Origin of the sequence: Nesterenkonia halobia (genome assembly GCF_039536005.1) — a bacterium.
Taxonomy (GTDB): domain Bacteria; phylum Actinomycetota; class Actinomycetes; order Actinomycetales; family Micrococcaceae; genus Nesterenkonia; species Nesterenkonia halobia.
Map to the genome: position 1 here is coordinate 156,724 of NZ_BAAAYG010000004.1, position 20,922 is coordinate 177,645.

The window sequence follows — 20,922 nt, forward strand, 5'->3', positions numbered from 1 at the left end:
CATGGCCAGAAGCACACCGGCGACGCGGGCACGCGCCGCCCTGATCGGACTGCTGGTGCTCGTCCTCGGGATGGGCGGTCTGCTCACCTACGGCGCCACCCAGGGCAAGGCGCAGTGGGAGCCGCTGCTGGCCCTGGACCTCTCGGGCGGCACGCAGATGGTGCTCTCGCCCCATACCGAGGGCGATGAGCAGCTCGACGACGAGCAGCTCGAGCAGGCGGTGGAGATCATCCGCCAGCGCGTCGACGGCAGCGGCGTCTCCGAGGCCGAGATCGCCACGCAGGGCGACCAGAACGTGGTGGTCAGCATGCCGGGCACCCCGGACGCGGAGACCCGCGAGCTCATCCAGGCCTCGGCCGACATGCAGTTCCGGCCGGTGCTGCAGACCGGCACGGACCCCGAGCACATGCAGCAGCTGCTCGACGAGGACGACGAGGACGACAGCGTCCTCACCGAGGACCAGCGCGCCAGCCTCGAGGCGCAGGTCGCCCAGTCCGAGTCCCAGGACTCCGACCAGGAGGCTCAGCCTTCGGACTTCGAGGAGCCCGACGCCGAGCCGGAGAACGCCTCGGACCCGAACTGGGTCACTCCGGAGCTGGCCGCCCGCTTCGAGAACCACTCCTGCTCCCGCGACCTCAGCGTCGAGGAGCGCACCGAGATCGCCGACGACGAGCCGCTGATCAGCTGCGACCCGAAGACCGGACGCACCTATCTGCTCGGCCCGCAGGAGGTCTCCGGCACGAACCTCGACGACGCGAGCTACGGGATGGAACGCGGCCCGCAGGGCAACACCACCGGCGGCTGGGTGGTCAACCTCAGCTTCGACGGAGCCGGCGCCGAGGACTTCCACCAGGTCACCCAGCGGCTCACCGGGCTGGAGGGGGCGCGCAACCAGTTCGCCATCGTCCTCGACGGTCAGGTGGTCTCGGCCCCCGGCTCGAATGCGGTGATCACCGACGGCAACGCCGAGATCAGCGGCAGCTTCACCGAGGACGAGGCGGAGAGCCTCTCCGAGCAGCTGCGCTACGGCTCGCTGCCGATCAGCTTCTCCATCGAGTCCGAGCAGCAGATCTCGGCCACCCTGGGCGCCGACCAGCTGCGCTACGGGCTCATCGCCGGCATCATCGGCCTGGTGCTGGTGGCCGGCTACGCGCTGGTCCAGTACCGGGCCCTGGGCCTGGTCACCATCTCCTCGCTGGTGGTCGCCGGAGTGCTGACCTGGTGGGCGATCGCGCTGCTGGGCTGGGCCGAAGGCTACCGGCTCTCGCTGGCCGGCATCTCCGGACTGATCGTCTCGATCGGTCTGACCGCTGACTCGTTCATCGTCTACTTCGAACGCATCAAGGACGAGCTGCGCGAAGGACGTTCGCTGGCCGGCTCGGTGGAGTCCGGCTGGGAGCGTGCCCGGCGGACGATCCTGGCCTCGAAGGCGGTCAACCTCATCGCCGCCGTCGTGCTCTATCTGGTGGCCGTGGGCAACGTCCGCGGCTTCGCCTTCACGCTGGGCCTGACCGCGCTGATCGACGTGATCCTGGTCTTCCTCTTCACCCACCCGCTGATGCAGCTGCTGGCCCGACGACGCTTCTTCGCCGCCGGACGACGCTTCTCCGGGCTGTCGGCGGACGAGCTCGGCGTCGAGGTGCTCTACCGCGGCGCGGGCCGTTTCCGCAGCACGCCGCGCACTCCGCGGGCGGCGACCATGCCGGAGGATGCGCCGGCTCCGGTGCCGGTCGGCGCCTCGGCGCGTCCGGACGAGGAGGCCGACGCCGGCGACGCCGAGCGTGCCGCCGGGACGCGGACCGAGGCCTCGGAGCCCTCCGCCGGCCCTGAGCCGGCCCGGACCGGAGACGCCGAGGACGCCGGCGGCTCCGACGATGCCGAGGACGTCGAGGACGAGGTGGACTGGTCCGCGCTGACCATCGCCGAACGGCGGCGGCTGCGCCGCAGACGAGCCGGACGGTCTCCGACTGCCGGCGAGGAAGAGGAGGAGCGCTGATGGCCGCGCGATTCGCCACTGTCGGCAACCAGCTCTACACCGGCGAACGGTCGCATCCGTTCATCCAGCGGTCGCGGCTGTGGTTCCTCATCGCCGCGCTGCTGGTGCTCGCCTCGGCGACGGTGCCGCTGGCCCGCGGCGGCTTCAACCTGGGCATCGAGTTCACCGGCGGCTCGGAGTTCACCATCTCCGACATCTCGAACACCGACGTCGCCCCCGGCGAGGAGGCGATGGAGCCGGTGACCGACGAGGAGGTCGTGGTCACCAACATCGCCCCGGGGACGATCCAGGTGCGCACCGCCCAGCTCGACGACGAGCAGACGCTCGAGGCCGCCGACGCCCTGCAGGAGGCCTACTCGGCGAGCTCGGACCAGGTGACCTCGAACTACATCGGGCCCTCCTGGGGCGAGCACGTCTCCGAGCAGATGCTGCTGGGCCTGGCGATCTTCCTGATCATGGTCACGCTCTACATGGCGCTGTACTTCCGCACCTGGAAGATGTCGGTGGCCGCGATCGTCGGACTGGGCTTCGTCGTCGCCACCACGGCCGGCATCTATTCGGCCACCGGGTTCGAGGTCACCCCGAGTGCGATCATCGGGTTCCTGACCATCCTGTCCTACGCGCTGTACGACACCATGGTCGTCTTCGACAAGGTCCGCGAGAACGTCCGCGGGCTCTTCGACCAGAAGGACCAGACCTTCGGCGAACGGGTGAACCTGGCGGTGAACCAGACGCTGGTCCGCTCGCTGAACACCTCGGTGGTGGGCATCCTGCCGGTCGGCTCGATCCTGTTCATCGGCGCCTGGCTGCTCGGCGCCGGCACGCTGCGCGACATCGCCCTGGCGCTCTTCGTCGGCATCATCGTCGGCACGGTCGCCACGCTCTTCGTGCAGGCGCCGCTCTACGGCTGGATGCGCGGCCGGGATGCCGACGTCGTCGCCCACACCCGCGAGGTGCTGGCGCTGCGCGAGGAGCGCGAGATCGGCCGGGTCACCTCCTCGGGCACCCCGCTGGACGCCGACGGGCGCGTGACGTCGTTCCCGCCGCTGCCGGAGCCGGAGCCGGAGGAGGACGACGAGGAGCCGGAGCTGGAGATCGTCATCACCGGGACCGAGGGCTCCGAGGAGCCGCGCGAAGACGACGGCGGGCCCGCCGCGGACGACGCCGACGGCCCCTCCGTGCGCTGAGGGGCGCTGGTCAGGGGTACAATCGGCCACACGTGAGAAGACCATCCGGTCGGCCGGCGCCGCGGCCGCGGTCCTGCGGGGCGCGGTCCCTCGCGTCGACCGGCCGTCGATCCCCCGGAGTCCGTGGAGAGCAGGTACGCACTGGTGAACGACGACGGCGCCCGCCCTGCGCGCTCAGGAAACGCCGATCCGGTGACGGCGGCCAGCCCGCCCTCGCCCCCGGTGACCCGACGTGCGCGTGCGGTGGGCGTGGTGGACACCGACGGCGGGGAACCGCTGCTGGAGCCGCTGCTGCGGGCGATGCGCGCCAACGACGGGCAGCAGGACGTCCCGCTGATCCGCCGGGCCTTCGCCGTGGCCGAGGAGCGGCATCGCGAGCAGAAGCGCAAGAGCGGCGACCCCTACATCACCCACCCCGTGGCGGTGGCGACCATCCTGGCCGAACTGGGGCTGACCGGCTCGACGCTGGCCGCGGCGCTGCTCCACGACACCGTCGAGGACACCGACTACAGCCTCGAGCAGCTCACCGCCGACTTCGGCGACGAGATCGCGCTGCTGGTCGACGGGGTGACGAAGCTGGACAAGCTGAAGTTCGGCGACGCCGCGCAGGCGGAGACGGTGCGCAAGATGGTCCTGGCGATGGCCAAGGACATCCGCGTGCTGATGATCAAGCTGGCCGACCGCCTGCACAATGCGCGCACCTGGCGGTATGTGCCGGCCGAGTCCAGCGCCCGCAAGGCGAAGGAGACGCTGGAGATCTTCTCCCCGCTGGCCCACCGGCTGGGGATGAACACCATCAAGTGGGAGCTCGAGGATCTCTCCTTCGCCGCGCTCTATCCGAAGGTCTATGAGGAGATCGTGCGTCTGGTCGGCGACCGGACGCCGCAGCGCGAGAAGTTCCTGGGCCAGGTGCGCTCGACGATCGCCGAGGACCTCGACGGCGCGAACATCGCCGCGACGATCACCGGCCGCCCCAAGCACTACTACTCCATCTACCAGAAGATGATCGTGCGCGGGAAGGACTTCGACGACATCCACGATCTGATGGGCGTGCGGGTGCTCGTCGACTCGGTGCGCGACTGCTACGGCGCGCTGGGCACGCTGCATGCGCGGTGGAGCCCCCTGCCGGGGCGGTTCAAGGACTACATCGCGATGCCGAAGTTCAACATGTACCAGTCCTTGCACACCACGGTCATCGGCCCGCAGGGCAAGCCGGTCGAGATCCAGATCCGCACCTATGAGATGCACCGGCGCGCCGAGTACGGCGTGGCCGCGCACTGGAAGTACAAGCAGTCCGCCGGAGCCTCGGGAGCCGGCGCCGCGGGCGCCCCGTCGACCGCCGGCGGCCCCACGCCGGAGTCGGCGACGCAGCAGAGCCAGACCACCGCCGACATCGGATGGCTGCGCTCTCTCGTGGACTGGCAGTCGGAGACCACCGATCCCGACGAGTTCCTCGAATCGCTGCGCTACGAGATCAACACCAAAGAGGTCTTCGTCTACACCCCGAAGGGCGAAGTCATGGCGCTGCCGGCGGGGGCGACCCCGGTGGACTTCGCCTATGCGATCCACACCGACGTCGGCCACAAGACCATCGGCGCGCGCGTCAACGGCAAGCTGGTGCCGCTGAACTCCGAGCTGCAGCACGGCGACTGGGTGGAGATCTTCACCTCCAAGGCCGAGAGCGCGGGCCCCAGCGCCGACTGGCAGCAGTTCGTCAAGAGCGCCCGGGCGCGCAACAAGATCCGTCAGTGGTTCTCCAAGGAGCGGCGCGAGGAGTCGATCGAGCGCGGCAAGGACGAGCTGACCAAGGCGATCCGCAAGTCCAACCTGGCGCTGCAGAAGGTGATGAACCCGGACGTCCTCGCCGCCGTCGCGGAGGAGCTGCACTACTCCGACATCTCGGGGCTCTACGCAGGCGTGGGCGACAACCACGTCTCCACGCAGAACGTGATCGAGCATCTGACCGCCCTCTTCGAGACGGAGGAGGACGAGTCCGAGGAGCACGACACCACGCCGATCACCCGGCCCATCACTCCGGCCTCGGAGTACTCGGACGCCGGCGTGGTGGTCAAGGGGGCGGGCAACGTGATGGTCAAGCTCGCCCGGTGCTGCACTCCGGTGCCGCCGGACGAGATCGAGGGCTTCGTCACCCGCGGCCAGGGCGTGTCGGTGCATCGCTCCGACTGTCGCAACGTGGACCAGCTGCGCCAGGAGCCGGAGCGCCTGGTCGAGGTGGAGTGGGCGCCGACGAAGTCCTCGGTGTTCCTGGTCGAGATCCAGGTCGAGGCGCTCGACCGCACCTCGCTGCTCTCCGACGTCACTCGAGTGCTGGCCGAGTCGCGGGTGAACATCCTCTCGGCGACGGTGCAGACCTCCCGGGACCGGGTGGCGATCTCGCGCTTCTCCTTCGAGATGGGCGACCCGCGGTACCTGAACCATGTGCTGAACTCGGTGCGCCGGATCGACGGCGTCTACGACGTCTACCGGACGGTGGGGAAGCGGCGCGAGGCGCACTGAGCCGCGGTCTCCTCGATGCGGGCCGCCCGCGCCGGATCGTCGCGGCGCGAGCAGACGCGGTCGAGGAGATGTTCGACGAGCTCCTCGACGGTCACCGCGCCCTCCTCGGGGTCCAGCATGCGTCCGAGCAGATGGCCGCGCCGCGACCACGCCTCGCCGGGGGTGTCCTCCAGGGCGTCGGCGAGCAGCGCGGCGCGCTCCTGCGCCGACGACTCGAAGCTCAACGGCGGCAGCGGGGGCATCTTCGGATGGTCGTCCAGGCTCCGGCGTCCGCCGGAGGTGCCCACGCCGAGGAAGAGGTCCCCGGCGGTGCGCAGCGGCGTGGTCACCGGCAGGCCGCGCACCTCCATCACATCCTCGTCGTCCAGGCCGACCTGATGGAACTGCCAGGCCAGGCCGGCGGAGCGGCGGACGCGGTGGGCGGTGCGGGTCACCACAGTCAGCCGCGACGGCGCGGCGCCGCCGTGATGGACCCAGGCGGCGGCCTCGCCGCAGACGATCGGGTCCACGCCCGGAGAATCGGCCAGCAGCAGGTTCATCGCCCGCGCCCGCAGGCTCATCGAGGGGCGCACCCCGATCGGCGCGTGGACGTCGGCGACGACGCGATGCAGCGCCCCGTCGGCGATGAGCGACTGGAGCTCCGCGGCGGTGAAGGGCCGGCCCGGTCGATACAGCGTGCCCTCGGCGAGCCGGGTGCCGATGATCGTCGGCGCCACGCCGGGGATCTCGTCGGCGACGGTCGGATCGAGGGCCGGTGCACCGTGGGGGCCTCCGGGGTCGAGCCCGAAGGCCGCCGGACCGGCGACGTCGGCGGCCAGCGCGCGGCGGCGAGCGGCCGGGGCGGGCGGAGGACTGTGCTCGGCGATCGATGGTGTGACTGACATGACACCATCGTGCCGGACAGATCATGACCGGGGGAGTGGCCGGACCGAACCTGTGGAGAGCACGGCGTGTCGCGCCGTCGGGCCGGCACGCCGGCGCCCGTGCGGAGCCGTCGCGGTCGCTCAGCCGCCGGAGGCGTCGACGGGAGCCCCGGGCTCGACCCCCTGGGCCGCCCGGATCTCCAGCGCCTGGGTGAGGATCTCCACCGCCGCAGCCTGGTCGATGGCCTCGCGCTGATCGCGCGAGGCCACCCCGGAGTCGCGCATCTTCTGGGCCGCCGAGACGGTGGAGAGCCGCTCGTCGACCAGATGCACTGTGGTGCCCAGCCCCGCCGCGGCGAACCGTCCGGCGGCCGCGGCGGCGTACTCGCGGGCCTTGCGCGTGGACTCGGTCTCCTCGCCGGAGAGCGACAGCGGCAGCCCGACATACACCGCCGCCGCGCCGCGGTCGGCGGCGATGCGGGTGAGCATGCGCAGATCCGAGCCGCGGCGGGGATCCCGGCGCAGCGTCATCACCGGCGTGGCGACCAGCGCGTCCGGATCGGAGGCGGCCACCCCGACGCGGGCCTCGCCGACGTCGACGGCCAGCCGCACCCCGGCACGGCCGGGCTCTCCGGCCGTCGGGCCGTCGCCAGGCTCCTCGGCCATGGTCAGCTCCGCGCCCGCACCGAGCGCACCACGCCGTCGAGCGCGTCCGGGATCGTCGAGACGTCCTGGCCGCCGCCCTGGGCGAGGTCCGGCTTGCCGCCGCCTCCGCCGCCGAGCACGCCGCAGGCCTCCTTGACCAGCGCGCCGGCGGCGACGCCGGACTCGCGGGCCTCGGCCGTGGTGGCGACGACGATCAGCGGCCGGTCGTTCGACCGGCCGGCCAGCGCGATGACGGCCGGCCGGGAGCCGAAGCGCTGGCGCAGGTCCATGGCCAGCTGGCGCAGGTCGTCGGCGGAGGAGACCGCGCCCGCGTCGTGGGCGAGGACGTCGACGCCGTCGGCGTCGACGGCGCGTTCGACCAGCTGGCCCGCCTGGGCGCGCAGCTGCTCGGCGCGCAGCCGCTCCAGCTCGCGCTCGGTGTCCTTGAGCTTCTGCAGCGTCGCGGAGATGCGGTCGGGCACCTGGTCGGACGGGACCTTGAGCATGTCGGTGAGCTGGCTGACCAGCGTGCGCTCGGCGGCGAAGTGCTGGAAGGCGTCCATGCCCACCAGCGCCTCGACGCGGCGGTTGCCCGAGCCGACCGAAGCCTCGTTGAGCAGCGCCAGCGTGCCGACCTGCGCAGTGGAGGAGACGTGGGTGCCGCCGCAGAGCTCGCGGGACCACGGCCCGTTCATCTCCACCACGCGGACCTGGTCGCCGTACTTCTCGCCGAAGAGCATCATCGCGCCGCGCTCCCTGGCCTGGTCCAGCGACATCACCTCGGTGCTGACCTCGTGGTCGTCGCGGATGGCGAGGTTGGTGATCTCCTCGAGCTCCTGGCGGGCGCCGTCGCTCATCGCCTCGGCGGCGGTGAAGTCGAAGCGCAGGTACCCCTCCTTGTTGAAGGAGCCGGCCTGGACGGCCTCGGGGCCGAGCACATCGTGCAGCGCCGCATGGATCAGATGGGTGGCGGAGTGGGCCTTCTGCGCGTCCCGGCGCCGGCGGACGTCGATGGCGCCGAGCGCCTCGGCGCCGACGGGCACCTCGCCGGAGATGACCCGGCCGCGGTGGACCGAGAGTCCGCCGATGGGGGACTGGACGTCGGTGACCCGCAGCTCGAAGCCGTCGCCGGTGATCAGGCCGGAGTCCGGGGCCTGTCCGCCGGCCTCGGCGTAGAACGGTGTGGCGTCGAGGACGATCTCGACGTCCTGGCCCGCCGAGGCGCGGTCCACCGAGGCGCCGTCGACCAGCAGGCCGCGGACGCGAGACTCCGTGGTGTGCTCGGTGTAGCCGGTGAAGTGCGTGGGCCGGCCGGCCAGCAGCTGCTGGTAGAGCGCGGTGTCGGCGTGGCCGGACTTCTTGCCCTTGGCGTCGGCGCGGGCGCGTTCGCGCTGCTCGGCCATCAGCGCGCGGAACTGTCCCTCGTCGACGCTGACCCCGGCCTCGGCGGCCATCTCCAGGGTGAGGTCGATGGGGAAGCCGTAGGTGTCGTGGAGGGCGAAGGCGTCGGCGCCGGAGAGCGAGGTGCCGGAGGACTTCGCGGAGGACACGGCCGATTCGAGCTTCGCGGTGCCGGCGGAGATGGTGCGCAGGAAGGACTGCTCCTCCTTCTCGGCGACGCTGCGGATCGTCTCGAAGGTGGTCGCGACCTCCGGGTAGACGCCCTGCATGGAGTCGCGGGAGACGCGGACGAGCTCTCCGAAGACCGGCTCCTCGACGCCGAGCAGCCGCATCCCGAGGATCACCCGGCGGATGAGCCGGCGCAGCACGAAGCCGCCGCCTTCGTTCGACGGACGCACGCCGTCGCTGATGAGCATCAGCGAGCTGCGCACATGGTCGGCGATCATCCGCAGCCGCACGTCGGTGGAATGGTTCGGGTCGGCGGGGTCCTCGGTGGAGGTGTAGGTGACCCCGGCCAGCTCCGCGGCACGGTCGAGCACCGGGCGGACCTGGTCGGTCTCGTACATGTTCTCCACGCCCTGCAGGACCATCGCCAGCCGCTCCAGGCCCAGGCCGGTGTCGATGTTCTTCCGGTCCAGCGGGCCCTCCACGTCGAAGTCGGTCTTCGACCGGACCTCGGAGAGCCGCTCCTCCATGAACACCAGGTTCCACAGCTCGATGAACCGCGTCTCGTCCACGGCGGGGCCGCCGTCGGCGCCGTAGGCCGGACCGCGGTCGTAGTAGATCTCCGAGCAGGGGCCGCCGGGGCCGGGCTGGCCGGTGTTCCAGTAGTTGTCCGCCTTGCCGGTGCCGATGACGCGCTCACGGGGCACGCCGACGACGTCCTCCCAGATGCGGCGGGCCTCGTCGTCGCGCTCCTCGCCGTCCTCGTAGACGGTGATCCAGAGGCGCTCCGGGTCCAGGCCGAAGCCGCGCCGGCCGGTCTCCGGGTCGCCGTCCGGCGACGTCGTCAGCAGCTCCCAGGCCATCGGGATGGCCTTCTCCTTGAAGTAGTCCCCGAAGGAGAAGTTCCCGCACATCTGGAAGAAGGTTCCGTGCCGGGCGGTCTTGCCGACCTCTTCGATGTCGGCGGTGCGGATGCACTTCTGCACCGAGACCGCGCGATCGTAGGGCGGCTTCTCGGTGCCCAGGAAGTAGGGGATGAAGGGCACCATGCCGGCGATGGTGAACAGCACCGACGGGTCCGGCGAGATCAGCGACGCCGAGGGGACGCGCTCATGGCCCTGCGCGGCGAAGTAGTCGTACCACGTCCGGGTGATGTCCTCAGTCTTCATGGGTTCCTGGAGTCCTCCTGCTGACGAAGCGGTCATCGCGCCCACGGCGCCCGGCCAAGTCTACCCGTGCACCACCGCGCCCGCCTCCCGGGCTCGTCGCCCGGCGGGCGGATACGGCGAGAGCCCGCCGCGGGCCGCTCGACGGCGGTCCACGACGGGCTCTCGGCCTGCGTGCGATCGTCCGGGACCGTGCGGTCCCGATCGACGGGGATCAGCGGGCGTAGTACTCGACGACCAGCTGCTCTTCGCAGGTCACGGGGACCTCAGACCGCTCGGGGAGGCGGGAGAGGGTGGCCTGCAGCTTGTCGATCTCGACGGTCAGGTAGCCCGGGACGGCCGGCAGGACGTCCTGGTGCGCGCCGGAGGCGGCGACCTGGAACGGCTCGAACTTCTCGGACCGCTGGTGGACCTGGACGGTCTGGCCCGGCTTCACGCGGAAGGACGGAATGTCCACGCGCTTGCCGTTGACGGTGATGTGGCGGTGCACCACGAACTGACGGGCCTGGGCGATGGTGCGGGCGAAGCCGGAGCGCAGCACCAGGGCGTCGAGACGCGTCTCGAGCAGCTGGATGAGCACCTCGCCGGTCCGACCCTCACGCCGGTTGGCCTCCTCGTAGTACCGCAGCATCTGCACCTCGCGGATGCCGTACTGGGCGCGGAGGCGCTGCTTCTCGCGCAGGCGGACGGCGTAGTCGGAGTCGGCGCGACGACGGGTGCGGCCGTGCTGGCCGGGGCCGTACGGACGGCGGTCCAGGTACTTCTGGGCCTTCGGAGTCAGCGCGACGCCGAGCGCGCGCGACGCCTTCACCGTGCGGCGGCTGCGCAGGGGAGAGGTGGGCATGGTCTGTGTTGCCTTTCTGTTCGTCGGCATCGTGTTGATCCGCCGCCCGCGGCACACGACGCGGCAGCCCAGGGACTCCTCCTCAGGAGCGGACTGCACGACGCCGTGACGGGCGGCCTCCTGGCCTCCGGGATCCCTGCCGGAGAGCGCGAGCTGCCGAATGCTCGCCGACCTGCGGCGCCGGATCGGCACACATCCTCCCGACGGATCGGAGGAGGAGCATGCGAGATCGAGGAGCGGCTCGCCGGGGCGACCCGCTGCGGAGTTGTCCGGCGCCTGCCAGACAGCAGACCATCCTAGCATGGATCCTGAGCGCCCGGGACTCCGCTCGGATACAGCTCGGCCCGGGAGTCCGCGCCGATGGGGCGCGGCCTCCCGGGCCGGTCGTCGCCGTGCCGACCAGGATCAGCCAGGCTCGGTCGGGCTCAGCCGCGCATCGCCTTGCGGTCGGGCCGGACGCGATACGGGTCGACGCCGTGCGGCACCGGGGGCCGGCTGATCGGCAGCGCCGCCAGGCGCTTCTCCAGGGCGCTGACCTCGTGCTTGCTCAGCGACTTGTCGAGCTTCTTCATCTCCTTGGTCAGCTTCGGCAGCGGCACCTGGCCGTCGCCGTTGCCGGTCTCGATCACGTGGATCGGCACCCCGGTGTCGCGGAGGATCGGGGTGAACCGCTTGCGGGTCTTCTGCACGAGCTTGCGCACCGCCTGGGTGCCGCCGTCGGTGACCAGCACCAGCCCGGGGCGTCCCACGGCGCGGAACACCGCCGCCTGGGTCTTCTGGTCCATCGCGACCGGCTCCTCGGTGACCACCCAGCCGCGGCGCAGCGTCCCGAGCACGGCGGCCGCCGCCCCCGGGCGCCCCTCGATGCGGGCGAAGGCCGCCCGTTCGGCGCGCCGGTTCATCACGAACATCGCCGCCAGGACGCCGACCGGCAGGCCGACGAGGACGCCGGTGAGGGTGTTCAGCAGCAGGCCGACCAGCAGGGCGACGACGCCGAAGGCGACCAGGAAGGCCAGCGCCATCCACCACCCGATGTTCGGGTCGTGGGCGCGCGTCATCGAGAAGACCTGCTTCAGGCGGGAGAAGAGGCCCTCCTTCTGCGAGGGCTTGGCCTTCTTCCGGGCCTTCTTCTCCTTCTGATCCGCCTTCTGCCGGGCCCGGAGCTTCTTGAGCTCGGCCTTGGCGTCGGCGCGCGAGGAGACCTGGGATTCGGGGGAGTCAGCTGGTGCCATAGTCCCTCCAGTCTAGCGGAGAACTGCCGCGGTCTCCGCCTCCGAGCCGACGCCGCCCGGACAGCCGCCCGGACCGCCGCGCGCGCCGTCGTCGGACGCGGGGCGCCGCGGCGCGGCGCCCGGACCTCAGTGACCGGCGGCGACCAGCGTGGCGGCCTCCTGCTTGGTGGTCCCGGAGGGCTCGATGTGCGCCAGCTCCGGCGGGATCTGCCAGCCCTTCTTCTGCATGGCCTTCGTCCACAGCGAGCCGGCCCGGTAGGAGGAGCGCACCAGCGGCCCGGACATCACTCCGAGGAAGCCGATCTCCTCCGCCTCCTGCGAGATGTCCAGGAACTCCTGCGGCTTCACCCAGCGGTCGACGGGCAGGTGCCGAGGGGTGGGGCGGAGGTACTGGGTGATGGTCAGCAGGTCGCAGCCGGCGTCGTGCAGGTCCTGTAGCGCCTCGGAGACCTCCTCGCGGGTCTCGCCCATGCCGAGGATCAGGTTGGACTTGGTGATCATGCCGTGGTCGCGACCCTGGGTGAGCACGTCCAGCGAGCGCTCGTAGCGGAAGGCCGGGCGGATGCGCCGGAAGATGCGCGGGACCGTCTCCACGTTGTGCGCGAAGACCTCGGGCTTCGCCTCGCAGATGCCGGCGATGTTCTCCTCCTTGCCGGAGAAGTCCGGGATGAGGATCTCGACGCCGGTGCCGGGGTTGAGCTCATGGATCTTGCGGATGGTCTCGGCGTACAGCCAGACGCCCTCGTCGGCGAGGTCGTCGCGGGCGACGCCGGTGACCGTGGCGTAGCGCAGGTTCATCTCGCGCACCGACTCGGCGACCTGCAGCGGCTCGGCGGTGTCGAGCTCCTGGGGCCGGCCGGTGTCGATCTCGCAGAAGTCGCAGCGCCTGGTGCAGGCCGAGCCGCCGATCAGGAAGGTCGCCTCGCGGTCCTCCCAGCACTCGAAGATGTTGGGGCAGCCCGCCTCCTCGCAGACGGTGTTCAGGCCCTTCTCGCCCACGCGCTTCTTCATCGCGGCGAACTCCGGACCCATCTTCACCTTGGTGCGCATCCACTCGGGCTTGCGCTCGACGGGGACCTCGGCATTGCGGGCCTCGACGCGCAGCATGCGCCGGCCTTCGGGGGCGACTGTCACTGCAGGGCTCCTTCTGTCGGACGGGGAGAGGCGGCGTCGGCGTCGGCCGGGAGGAACTGCGGGAGCTCCTCGGCCAGCGCCTCGGCCACCGGGTCGATCACGTCGGCCGGAGTCACCGTGCGACCCAGCTCGGCGCTGATGGTGGTCGTGTCGGCATCGCTGATGCCGCAGGGGACGATGTTCTCGAACGGCGCGAGGTCGTTCGAGCAGTTCAGGGCGAAGCCGTGCAGCGTGACGCCCTGGTGCACCCGCAGTCCGATCGCGGCGATCTTCCGGTCGCGCGGGCCGTCGGTGAGCCACACGCCGGAGCGCCCCTCGACCGTGGTCGCGGCGATGCCGAACTGCTCGTCGAGGACGCGGACGAGCAGCGACTCCAGCACGGCGACGTACTGCTTGACCATCGCCCGCTCGGCCAGCCGGATGATCGGATAGCCCACCAGCTGGCCGCGGCCGTGCCAGGTGATCTCGCCGCCCCGGTCGACGTCGACCACGGGCGTGCCGTCCTGCGGGCGGTCGCCGTCGGCGGTGCGACGCCCGGCCGTGTAGACGTCGGCGTGCTCGAGCAGCAGCACCGTCGACGGGCTGTGCCCGGCGAGCACGTCGGCGTGCAGGCGGCGCTGGGCGTCCAGCGCCTCGCCGTAGTCCACGAGATCGGGAGAGAGTCCGAGGCGTCGGAAGGCGAGTTCCATGACTCCCAGCCTAGCCCGCTCGCGGCGAGGATGGGTGCCGACCCTGTGGAGAAGACCTGCAGAGCGGCGCGTGATGGGGCAGGCTGGTCGTCATGAGCAGCAACACGTCGGACCCGGCGGACCCGGGTCGCCGTCAGGACCGGAGCCGTGAGGACCGTGTTCGGGAGGGCCGGGCGAGGGAGGAAGCCCGTCCGGCGGATGCACAGGCGCCGGCCGCCGCCCGCCGGTCCGATCCGCCGCGGGCCTCGGGGCTGGTCGTCGAGACGCTGCTGGACGCCGGCCCGCGCGGGGCCCGCTGGCTGGTCCATCGTGACTCCTCGGCCCGTAATGCCTCGATCCGTGACGCCTCGGCCCGCGACGCGCCCGCCGAGGCGGTGCGCGGAGCGGATCCGGGGCGCGGGCCGGTCTGGACGGCGCGCGGCCGGCCGCCGCGGCGGCTGGTGCTGCGGCTGGCCGCCGGCCCGGCGAGTGCGAGTCCCGCGGCCGGCGGCCCGGCGGCCGCCTCGCCGCAGCTGGACGCGGAGCTCAGAGCCCTCGACGCGGCCGTCGTCGGCCCGCATCCCGCCGCGCCGGAGGACGCGGAGGCCCAGCAGGCCGCGGCGGAGCCGCCGGCGGGAGGGACGGGCGAGGAGATCCCCCAGGTGGTGGCGCAGCACCTGATCCGGACCTGGGGACATGTCGAGACCAGCCACGGCCGCGGGCTGGTGGTGGAGGCGGAGGAGGCCGTGGCGCTCTCCCGCCTCCTCGCGGCGCGGGGGACGATGACCGTCGGCGAGGTCTCCACTGTGCTCACCCCGGTGGCCCAGGTCGCCGCGCATCTGCACCGGAGAGGAGTCGCGCACGGGGACATCACCCCGGCGACGGTCCTGGTCACCGCCGACGGCCGGCCGGTCCTCGCCGAGCTCGGCGACGCCCAGCTGCTCGGACATCTGCCCTCGAGCGCGGGCCTGGTGGAGTCGCTGGCACCGGAACGGCGGGCGCTGGTCGTCGCGGCGGAACCGTCGGCCCGAGCCGAAGCGCTGACGGCCGGACAGTCGCCGGCGGCCGATGTGCACGCCCTGGGCGCCGCCGCCTGGACCGCGCTGACCGGCGAGCCCCCGGCCGGCGAGGACCGCGGGCCGCTCACCGTCGCGGCGCCGCAGACTCCCGGGTCGGTGGCCCGGCTCGTCGAGTCGTGCCTGGCCGAGGATCCCGAGGAGCGTCCGTCGGCGGCGGAGGTCGCCGTCGAGCTGTATCGCGCCGCGGCTCCGCAGCCGGTGGTGGTCGACGAGCGGCTGGTGCCGCAGTTCCCCGCCGCGGAGGAGCAGCCTCCGCGGTCACGCCGCGGCGCGGAGGGACGCGAGGCCGCCGTGCTCTCCGGCCGGCGCCCCCGGCGGCTCCTCGCCGCGGGAGTCGCGGTCGCCGCCGCGGCGGCGCTGATCGTCGGAGGCCTCGTCTGGCGGGCGGCCTCACCCTCGGACACCGGGGCGCCGGGCGGCACCACGACGGGCGCGACGGCGGGGGAGTCCTCCGACGCCGGCGCCGCCGAGCCCGGACCGGACCCGGCGCCGGAGGCTGAGGAGGATGCCGAGGAAGCGGGTGAAGAGACGCGCGAGGACGCGGCCGAGGAGGCGCAGGAGGCACGGGATCGGGCCGGACGGCAGCTGCGCGACGACGACGTCCTCGCGGCGCTGGAAGGCGTGGCCGCGCTGCGCACGTCTGCGCTGCGCCGCGCGGGCGCGGCGGAGGAGCCGGACGGGGCCGTCGAGGCGTATGCCTGGCCGGAGTCGCCGGCCGCGGAGGCCGAGCGTCGGCTGCTCGCGGCCATGGTCGACCGCGAGCTGACCTACGCCGGGGAGCCGATGCGCATCGACGCACTCGGCGACGTCGAGGAGGTCGCCGCCCGGGACGGCGAGCAGGCGCGCCGGGCCGTTCAGGTCGAGGTCCGGGCCGAGAGCTTCGTGCCGGAGGACGGCGGCGCCGGGGACGAGGGGGAGGCGCTCGGTCCGCAGGACATCGAGCCGCTGTCCCAGCAGGTGCGGCTGACGCTGGTGCGCCGGGAGGGCGTGTGGAAGCTGCAGGCGGTCCGGGAGCCGGCCGACGCGGACCGCTCCGCGGTGACCACCCCCGGCGGGACCGCCGGGCCCCGCGGGGCGGTCGCGGCGCGGCGGGGCCCTCGGCCGAGCGGTGGTGGGGCACTCCCGGGCGGGCGCACAGCTCGGGGCGGATGAGACCCCGGAGACGCGTCAGGGCCTCGCACCGGAGCGTCTCCGGTGCGAGGCCCTGACGTCATGGGGCCGGGTCGCGGGCGACCGGCTCGTCGACTCCTCAGAGGCCCAGCTGGGCCTCGAAGGCGCCCTCCTCGAGACGAGCCTTCAGCGTCTGGACGAAGCGGCCGGCGTCGGCGCCGTCGACCAGCCGGTGGTCGTAGGTCAGCGACAGGTACATCATGTGCCGGATGCCGATGGTCTCGTTGCCGTCGGCGTCCTCGACGACCATCGGACGCTTGACGATCCCGCCGGTGCCGAGGATGGCGACCTGCGGCTGGTTGATGATCGGCGTGTCGAACAGCGCGCCCACCGAGCCGAAGTTGGTGATGGTGAACGTGCCGCCGGCCAGCTCCTCCGGACCGATCTTGTTGCTGCGGGTCCGCTCGGCGACGTCGGAGATCTTCTGCGCCAGGCCGGCGAGGTTCAGTCCGCCGGCGTCGGAGATGACCGGCACCAGCAGGCCCTTGTCGGTGTCGACGGCCAGGCCCAGGTGCTCCCGGTCGTGGTAGATGATCTGCTGGCTGTCCTCGTCGTACTCCGCGTTCAGCTTGGGGTGCTGCTTGAGCGCCTCGGTGACCGCGGTGGCGATGAACGGCAGGTAGGTCAGGTTCACCCCGTTCTGCTGGTGGAAGGAGGCCTTGGCCTTCTTCCGCAGGTTCACGATCCGGGTCATGTCGACCTCGTGGACCTGGGTCAGCTGGGCGGAGACGTCCAGCGACTCGTTCATCCGCTGAGCGATCACCTGACGGATCCGCGGAGCCTTCTCCGTGGTGCCGCGCTTGGTGGTGTCGACGGCGACCTCCGGAGCCGCGGCGGGCGCGGGGGCCGACGCCGCCGGCGCCTCGGCGGCCCGGGCCTTGCGGGCCTCCACCACGTCCAGGACGTCCTGCTTGCGGATGCGGCCGCCGACGCCGGTGCCGGTGACCTCGGAGAGGTCGATCTCCTCCTTGCGGGCCAGGCGGCGCACCAGCGGCGTCACATACCCTTCAGCCCCGGATCCGCTCGGCGACGTCGAGGCCGAGGTCTCCGCGGCCGGCTCCGGCTGCGGCGCGGGCTTCTCCGCCGGCTCCTGCTCGGCGGGCTTCTCCGCGGCGGGCTCAGGCTGCGGCTCGGGCTCGGCGGGCTTCTCCTCGGCCTTCTCCGCCGGCTTCTCCTGGGTCTTCTCCGCGGGCTCCTCCGCCTGCGGGGCGGGCTGCTCCTCGGCCGGAGCGGAGGCGGCGCCGGAGCCGACGAGGGCCAGCACTGCGCCGACCTCGACCGTCTCGTCCTCGCCGACCTTCAGCTCCTGGATCGTGCCGGCCACCGGGGAGGGCACCTCGGTGTCCACCTTGTCGGTGGAGACCTCCAGCAGCGGCTGGTCGACCTCGACCTGCTCACCGACCTCCACGAGCCACCGGGTGACAGTGCCCTCGGTGACCGACTCGCCCAGCGCCGGGAGGGTGACCTCCTCACCGTCGCCGCCTCCGGCGGCCGGTGCGGCGGGCTCTTCCTGAGCCGGCTGCTCCGGCTCCGGCTCGGCGGCGGGCTCGGCCTCGGCGGAGGCCTCGCCGGAACCTTCGTCGGACCCGCCGGACGAGGAGCCGTCGCCGATGGTGATCAGCGGCGAGCCCACCTCGACGGTCTCGTCCTCGGAGGCCAGCAGCTCCTCGACGGTGCCGGCGGCGGGGGAGGGGACCTCGGTGTCGACCTTGTCGGTGGAGACTTCGACGATGGGCTGGTCGACCTCGACCTGCTCACCGACCTCCACGAGCCACCGGGTCACAGTGCCCTCGGTGACCGATTCACCGAGGGCGGGAAGGTTCACAGTCTCAGACATGATGTCCGACTCCTACTCTCGCAATGCGTGTGCCAGCCGTGCCGACTGGGGAATTCTCTGGATGTGCGACTCGTCTGCCGGGTGATCGGCCGAACGTGCTCAGCCGTGCAGCGGGTGGCCGAACAGGGCCATGGCGGCCTCGCCCATGGCCTCGTTCTGCGTGGGGTGGGCGTGGACCAGCGTGGCGACGTCCTCGGGGTAGGCCTCCCAGTTGACGATGAGCTGGGCCTCGCCGATCTGCTCGCCGATGCGGCTGCCGATGCCGTGGACGCCGACGATCGGTCCGCCCTTCACCCCGACCATCTTGATCAGGCCCGCAGTGCCCAGGATGGAGGATTTGCCGTTGCCGGCGAGGTTGTACTCGGTGACCTCGATCTGGTCCGTGCCGAATTCCTCCTCGGCCTTCGGCTGCGTGTAGCCCACCGACATGATCTCCGGCTGCGAGAAGGTGACCTTGGGGATGTTGATGTCCTCGACGACCATCGGGGAGTTCCCGGCGATCTCCTCGGCGACGAAGATGCCCTGCTGGTAGCCGCGGTGGGCCAGCTGCAGGCCGGGCACGATGTCGCCGACCGCGTAGATGCTGCCCACGCCGGTGTGCAGCCGCTCGTCGGTGATGACGAAGCCGCGGTCCAGCGTGATGCCCTGCTCCTCGAAGCCGAGGCCCTCGGTGACCGGGCCGCGGCCGACGGCGACCAGGCAGATCTCGGCCTCGAAGGTCTTGCCGTCCTCCAGGGTGACCTTCACGCCGTCGGCGGTCTCGGAGACGTCGGTGAAGAAGGTGCCGGTGTTGAAGGAGATGCCGCGCTTCTTGAAGCTGCGCTCCAGCTGCTTGATGATCGCCGGGTCCTCGTTCGGCACCAGCGAGGGCAGACCTTCGATGATCGTCACGTCGGTCCCGTAGGAGGCCCAGGCGGAGGCGAACTCGCTGCCGATGACGCCGCCGCCGAGCACGATGGCCGACTGCGGCACGCGGTCCAGCTCCAGGGCCTCGGTGGAGGTGATGATCTTCTCGCTCAGCGGCAGGCCCATCGTCTTCGCCGTCGAGCCGGTCGCCAGCACGATGTGCCGAGCCGCGTAGCGGGTGCCGCCGACGTCGACCTCGGTGGGGGAGACCAGGGTGCCCTCGCCCTCGACGACGGTCACCTTGCGCATCTTCAGCAGACCGGTGAGTCCCTTGTGCTTGCCGGCGACGATGCCGTCCTTGTAGTTCCGGAGTGCGGCCATGTCGATGCCCTCGAAGGACGTCTTGACGCCGTACTTCTCGGACTCGCGGGCCTCGTCGGCGAGCTCCGCGGCGTGCAGGTAGGCCTTGGTGGGGATGCAGCCGGTGTGCAGGCAGGTGCCGCCGAGCTTGGACTTCTCGACCAGCCCGACGCTGAGGCCGTGCTGGACCGAGCGCAGCGCGGCCGCATAGCCGGCGCTGCCGCCCCCGAGGACGAGTACGTCGAATTCCTGTGCCTGAGGCTGGTCGGCCACGGTCGTTGCTCCCTTGGGTCGCGTGATGATGTCTGCAGTTGTGGCGTCGGGCCGTGCGGCCCCGTCGTGCGCTGACGTCAGCCTATCGCTGATGCGACTGCGCCTTCCACCGGACCCGGCGGGCGTCGGAACAGGCGCGCCGGGACCGGAAAGTGCCGGTCATCGCCGGTCGGTGCTGCGCGGCGAGGCCCAGCACCGACCGGCGGGGGCCGGGCTCAGCGGCCCAGATTCTCCAGGTAGTTGATCAGCGTCCGAGCCATGACGCCGGTGCCGCCGGCCGGGGTGTAGCCGTAGGCGGACTTCTCGTTGAAGGCCGGACCGGCGATGTCGATGTGGGCCCAGGGGATGCGCTTCGCCTCCGGATCCAGAGCGTCGACGTCGGCATCGGCGCGGTCGCCGACGAACTCGCGGAGGAACGCCGCGGCGCCGAGCATGCCGCCGTTGCGGTCGCCGAGGTTGGTCAGATCCGCGATCTCGGAGTCGAACCCGGAGCGGACCTCCTCGGGGATCGGCATCGGCCACAGCTGCTCGCCGCTGGCCTCGGCGGAGGAGACGAGCTGGCCGCGGAGTCCCTCCTCGCCCATCACGCCCGAGGTGCGCACACCGAGGGCGATCATCTGCGCGCCGGTCAGCGTGGCGATGTCGATGAGCGCGTCGGGCTGCTCGGCGGAGGCCGCGTCGAGACCGTCGGCCATGACCAGTCGACCCTCGGCGTCGGTGTTCAGCACCTCGACGGTCTTGCCGCCGTGGATGGTGATGACGTCCTCGGGGCGCTGGGCGCTGCCGGAGGGCATGTTCTCGGCCAGGCACAGCCAGCCGGTGACGGTGACCGGCAGGTCGAGGTCGGCCGCGGCGCGGACGACGGCGGCGACGGTGGCCGCGCCGCCCATGTCCAGCTTCATCGTGGTCATGGCGTTCCCCGGCTTCAGCGACAGGCCGCCGGAGTCGAAGGTGATGCCCTTGCCGACCAGCGCCACGTGGGCGACCGGCTTGGACGGGGCGTGCTCCATGCGCACCATCCGCGGCGCACGGGTCGAGCCGCCGCCGACGCCGAGCAGGCCGCCGAAGCCCTCCTCGGCCAGGCCGTCCTCGTCCCAGACGGTGAGCTTCAGCTTCGAGCTCTTCCGCGTGCCCTCGGCGGCCGGGGACTTGGTGCGCGCCGAGAGGTCGCCGGCGATCTCGGCGAAGCTCTCCGGGTAGAGGTGGTTCGGCGGGGTGTTGACCAGGTCGCGGGTCGCCCGCACGGCCGCGCCGACGACCGCGGCGCGGTCCAGCACGCCGGCGATGTGGCGCTCCTTCAGGTCGGTGAGGATGCGCACGTCGGACACCGGGGCCTTCGAACGGGCCTCCTCGTCGCCGCGGAAGTGAGAGAAGGTGTAGGCGCCCAGCGCCGCTCCCTCGGCGACGGCGCCGACCTCCTCGACGGTCGCGGCCGGCAGGGCCAGGGCGACCGAGTCCAGCGAGCTCAGCTGACGCACGGCGGCGCCGGCGGCGCGGCGCAGCGCCTCCAGGCTCACCCCGCCGGTCGGCTCACCGGTG

Annotated in this window: 14 protein-coding genes; 4 read left to right on the forward strand and 10 right to left on the reverse strand. The window is 72.0% G+C overall.

What is annotated here, in order from left to right; all coding sequences use genetic code 11:
* Position 1: 1 nt before the first annotated feature.
* From secD to ABD652_RS06360, 3 genes are all read left to right on the forward strand, one after another.
* Positions 2 to 1,996, forward strand: a complete 1,995-nt coding sequence (secD, locus tag ABD652_RS06350; RefSeq protein WP_344719361.1) for a protein translocase subunit SecD — start codon at positions 2 to 4, stop codon at positions 1,994 to 1,996.
* Positions 1,996 to 3,183, forward strand: a complete 1,188-nt coding sequence (gene secF / locus ABD652_RS06355) for a protein translocase subunit SecF (protein WP_344719363.1) — start codon at positions 1,996 to 1,998, stop codon at positions 3,181 to 3,183. The genes secD and secF overlap by 1 nt, the downstream gene beginning before the upstream one ends.
* A gap of 222 nt (positions 3,184 to 3,405) precedes the next feature.
* The gene (locus tag ABD652_RS06360; RefSeq protein ID WP_344719447.1) at positions 3,406 to 5,700 is read left to right on the forward strand and encodes a RelA/SpoT family protein; all 2,295 of its coding nucleotides are present in this window, start codon (positions 3,406 to 3,408) and stop codon (positions 5,698 to 5,700) included.
* Here the strand turns inward: ABD652_RS06360 and ABD652_RS06365 are convergent.
* The 7 genes from ABD652_RS06365 to lipB all read right to left on the reverse strand — a co-directional run bounded on the left by ABD652_RS06365 (position 5,664) and on the right by lipB (position 13,839).
* A complete protein-coding gene (locus ABD652_RS06365; RefSeq protein WP_344719366.1) occupies positions 5,664 to 6,584 on the reverse strand; it encodes a hypothetical protein in 921 nt (306 codons plus the stop codon). The two genes, ABD652_RS06360 and ABD652_RS06365, sit on opposite strands and share 37 nt — an antisense overlap.
* 120 nt (positions 6,585 to 6,704) lie before the next feature.
* Positions 6,705 to 7,229: a Holliday junction resolvase RuvX gene (gene ruvX / locus ABD652_RS06370; RefSeq protein WP_344719368.1), complete on the reverse strand. Its 525-nt coding sequence runs from the start codon at positions 7,227 to 7,229 to the stop codon at positions 6,705 to 6,707.
* 2 nt (positions 7,230 to 7,231) lie between these two features.
* Positions 7,232 to 9,943: an alanine--tRNA ligase gene (gene alaS, locus ABD652_RS06375; protein ID WP_344719370.1), complete on the reverse strand. Its 2,712-nt coding sequence runs from the start codon at positions 9,941 to 9,943 to the stop codon at positions 7,232 to 7,234.
* A gap of 211 nt (positions 9,944 to 10,154) precedes the next feature.
* Positions 10,155 to 10,784, reverse strand: a complete 630-nt coding sequence (rpsD, locus tag ABD652_RS06380) for a 30S ribosomal protein S4 (RefSeq protein ID WP_344719373.1) — start codon at positions 10,782 to 10,784, stop codon at positions 10,155 to 10,157.
* A 425-nt stretch (positions 10,785 to 11,209) separates the two neighbouring features.
* Positions 11,210 to 12,016 carry a DUF4191 domain-containing protein gene (locus tag ABD652_RS06385; protein ID WP_344719375.1) on the reverse strand — a complete coding sequence of 269 codons (807 nt, stop codon included), beginning with the start codon at positions 12,014 to 12,016 and terminating at the stop codon, positions 11,210 to 11,212.
* 126 nt (positions 12,017 to 12,142) lie between these two features.
* Positions 12,143 to 13,150, reverse strand: coding sequence for a lipoyl synthase (gene lipA, locus ABD652_RS06390; RefSeq protein ID WP_344719378.1), 1,008 nt, complete (start codon positions 13,148 to 13,150; stop codon positions 12,143 to 12,145).
* The gene (gene lipB / locus ABD652_RS06395; RefSeq protein ID WP_425574551.1) at positions 13,147 to 13,839 is read right to left on the reverse strand and encodes a lipoyl(octanoyl) transferase LipB; all 693 of its coding nucleotides are present in this window, start codon (positions 13,837 to 13,839) and stop codon (positions 13,147 to 13,149) included. Before lipB ends, lipA begins: the two co-directional genes overlap by 4 nt.
* A gap of 92 nt (positions 13,840 to 13,931) precedes the next feature.
* On the opposite strand from lipB, the gene ABD652_RS06400 reads away from it, so the two are divergent.
* Positions 13,932 to 16,049 carry a protein kinase domain-containing protein gene (locus ABD652_RS06400; protein WP_344719380.1) on the forward strand — a complete coding sequence of 706 codons (2,118 nt, stop codon included), beginning with the start codon at positions 13,932 to 13,934 and terminating at the stop codon, positions 16,047 to 16,049.
* A gap of 97 nt (positions 16,050 to 16,146) precedes the next feature.
* On the opposite strand, the gene sucB is transcribed toward ABD652_RS06400, so the two are convergent.
* From sucB to ABD652_RS06415, 3 genes are all read right to left on the reverse strand, one after another.
* Entirely contained in the window at positions 16,147 to 17,904 is a 1,758-nt protein-coding gene (gene sucB / locus ABD652_RS06405) for a 2-oxoglutarate dehydrogenase, E2 component, dihydrolipoamide succinyltransferase (RefSeq protein WP_344719382.1), read from the reverse strand.
* Between the two features lie 99 nt (positions 17,905 to 18,003).
* Entirely contained in the window at positions 18,004 to 19,383 is a 1,380-nt protein-coding gene (lpdA, locus tag ABD652_RS06410; protein ID WP_344719385.1) for a dihydrolipoyl dehydrogenase, read from the reverse strand.
* 215 nt (positions 19,384 to 19,598) lie between these two features.
* Positions 19,599 to 20,922, reverse strand: a 1,324-nt coding sequence (locus ABD652_RS06415; protein WP_344719387.1) for a leucyl aminopeptidase, incomplete at its 5' end; no start/stop codon positions are given.

Coding starts and splice junctions, on each gene's coding strand:
- secD (WP_344719361.1), top strand. CDS start 2: ATGGCCAGAAGCACACCGGCGACGCGGGCACGCGCCGCCCTGATCGGA.
- secF (WP_344719363.1), top strand. CDS start 1,996: ATGGCCGCGCGATTCGCCACTGTCGGCAACCAGCTCTACACCGGCGAA.
- ABD652_RS06365 (WP_344719366.1), bottom strand. CDS start 6,584: ATGTCAGTCACACCATCGATCGCCGAGCACAGTCCTCCGCCCGCCCCG.
- ruvX (WP_344719368.1), bottom strand. CDS start 7,229: ATGGCCGAGGAGCCTGGCGACGGCCCGACGGCCGGAGAGCCCGGCCGT.
- alaS (WP_344719370.1), bottom strand. CDS start 9,943: ATGAAGACTGAGGACATCACCCGGACGTGGTACGACTACTTCGCCGCG.
- rpsD (WP_344719373.1), bottom strand. CDS start 10,784: ATGCCCACCTCTCCCCTGCGCAGCCGCCGCACGGTGAAGGCGTCGCGC.
- ABD652_RS06385 (WP_344719375.1), bottom strand. CDS start 12,016: ATGGCACCAGCTGACTCCCCCGAATCCCAGGTCTCCTCGCGCGCCGAC.
- lipB (WP_425574551.1), bottom strand. CDS start 13,839: ATGGAACTCGCCTTCCGACGCCTCGGACTCTCTCCCGATCTCGTGGAC.
- ABD652_RS06400 (WP_344719380.1), top strand. CDS start 13,932: ATGAGCAGCAACACGTCGGACCCGGCGGACCCGGGTCGCCGTCAGGAC.
- sucB (WP_344719382.1), bottom strand. CDS start 17,904: ATGTCTGAGACTGTGAACCTTCCCGCCCTCGGTGAATCGGTCACCGAG.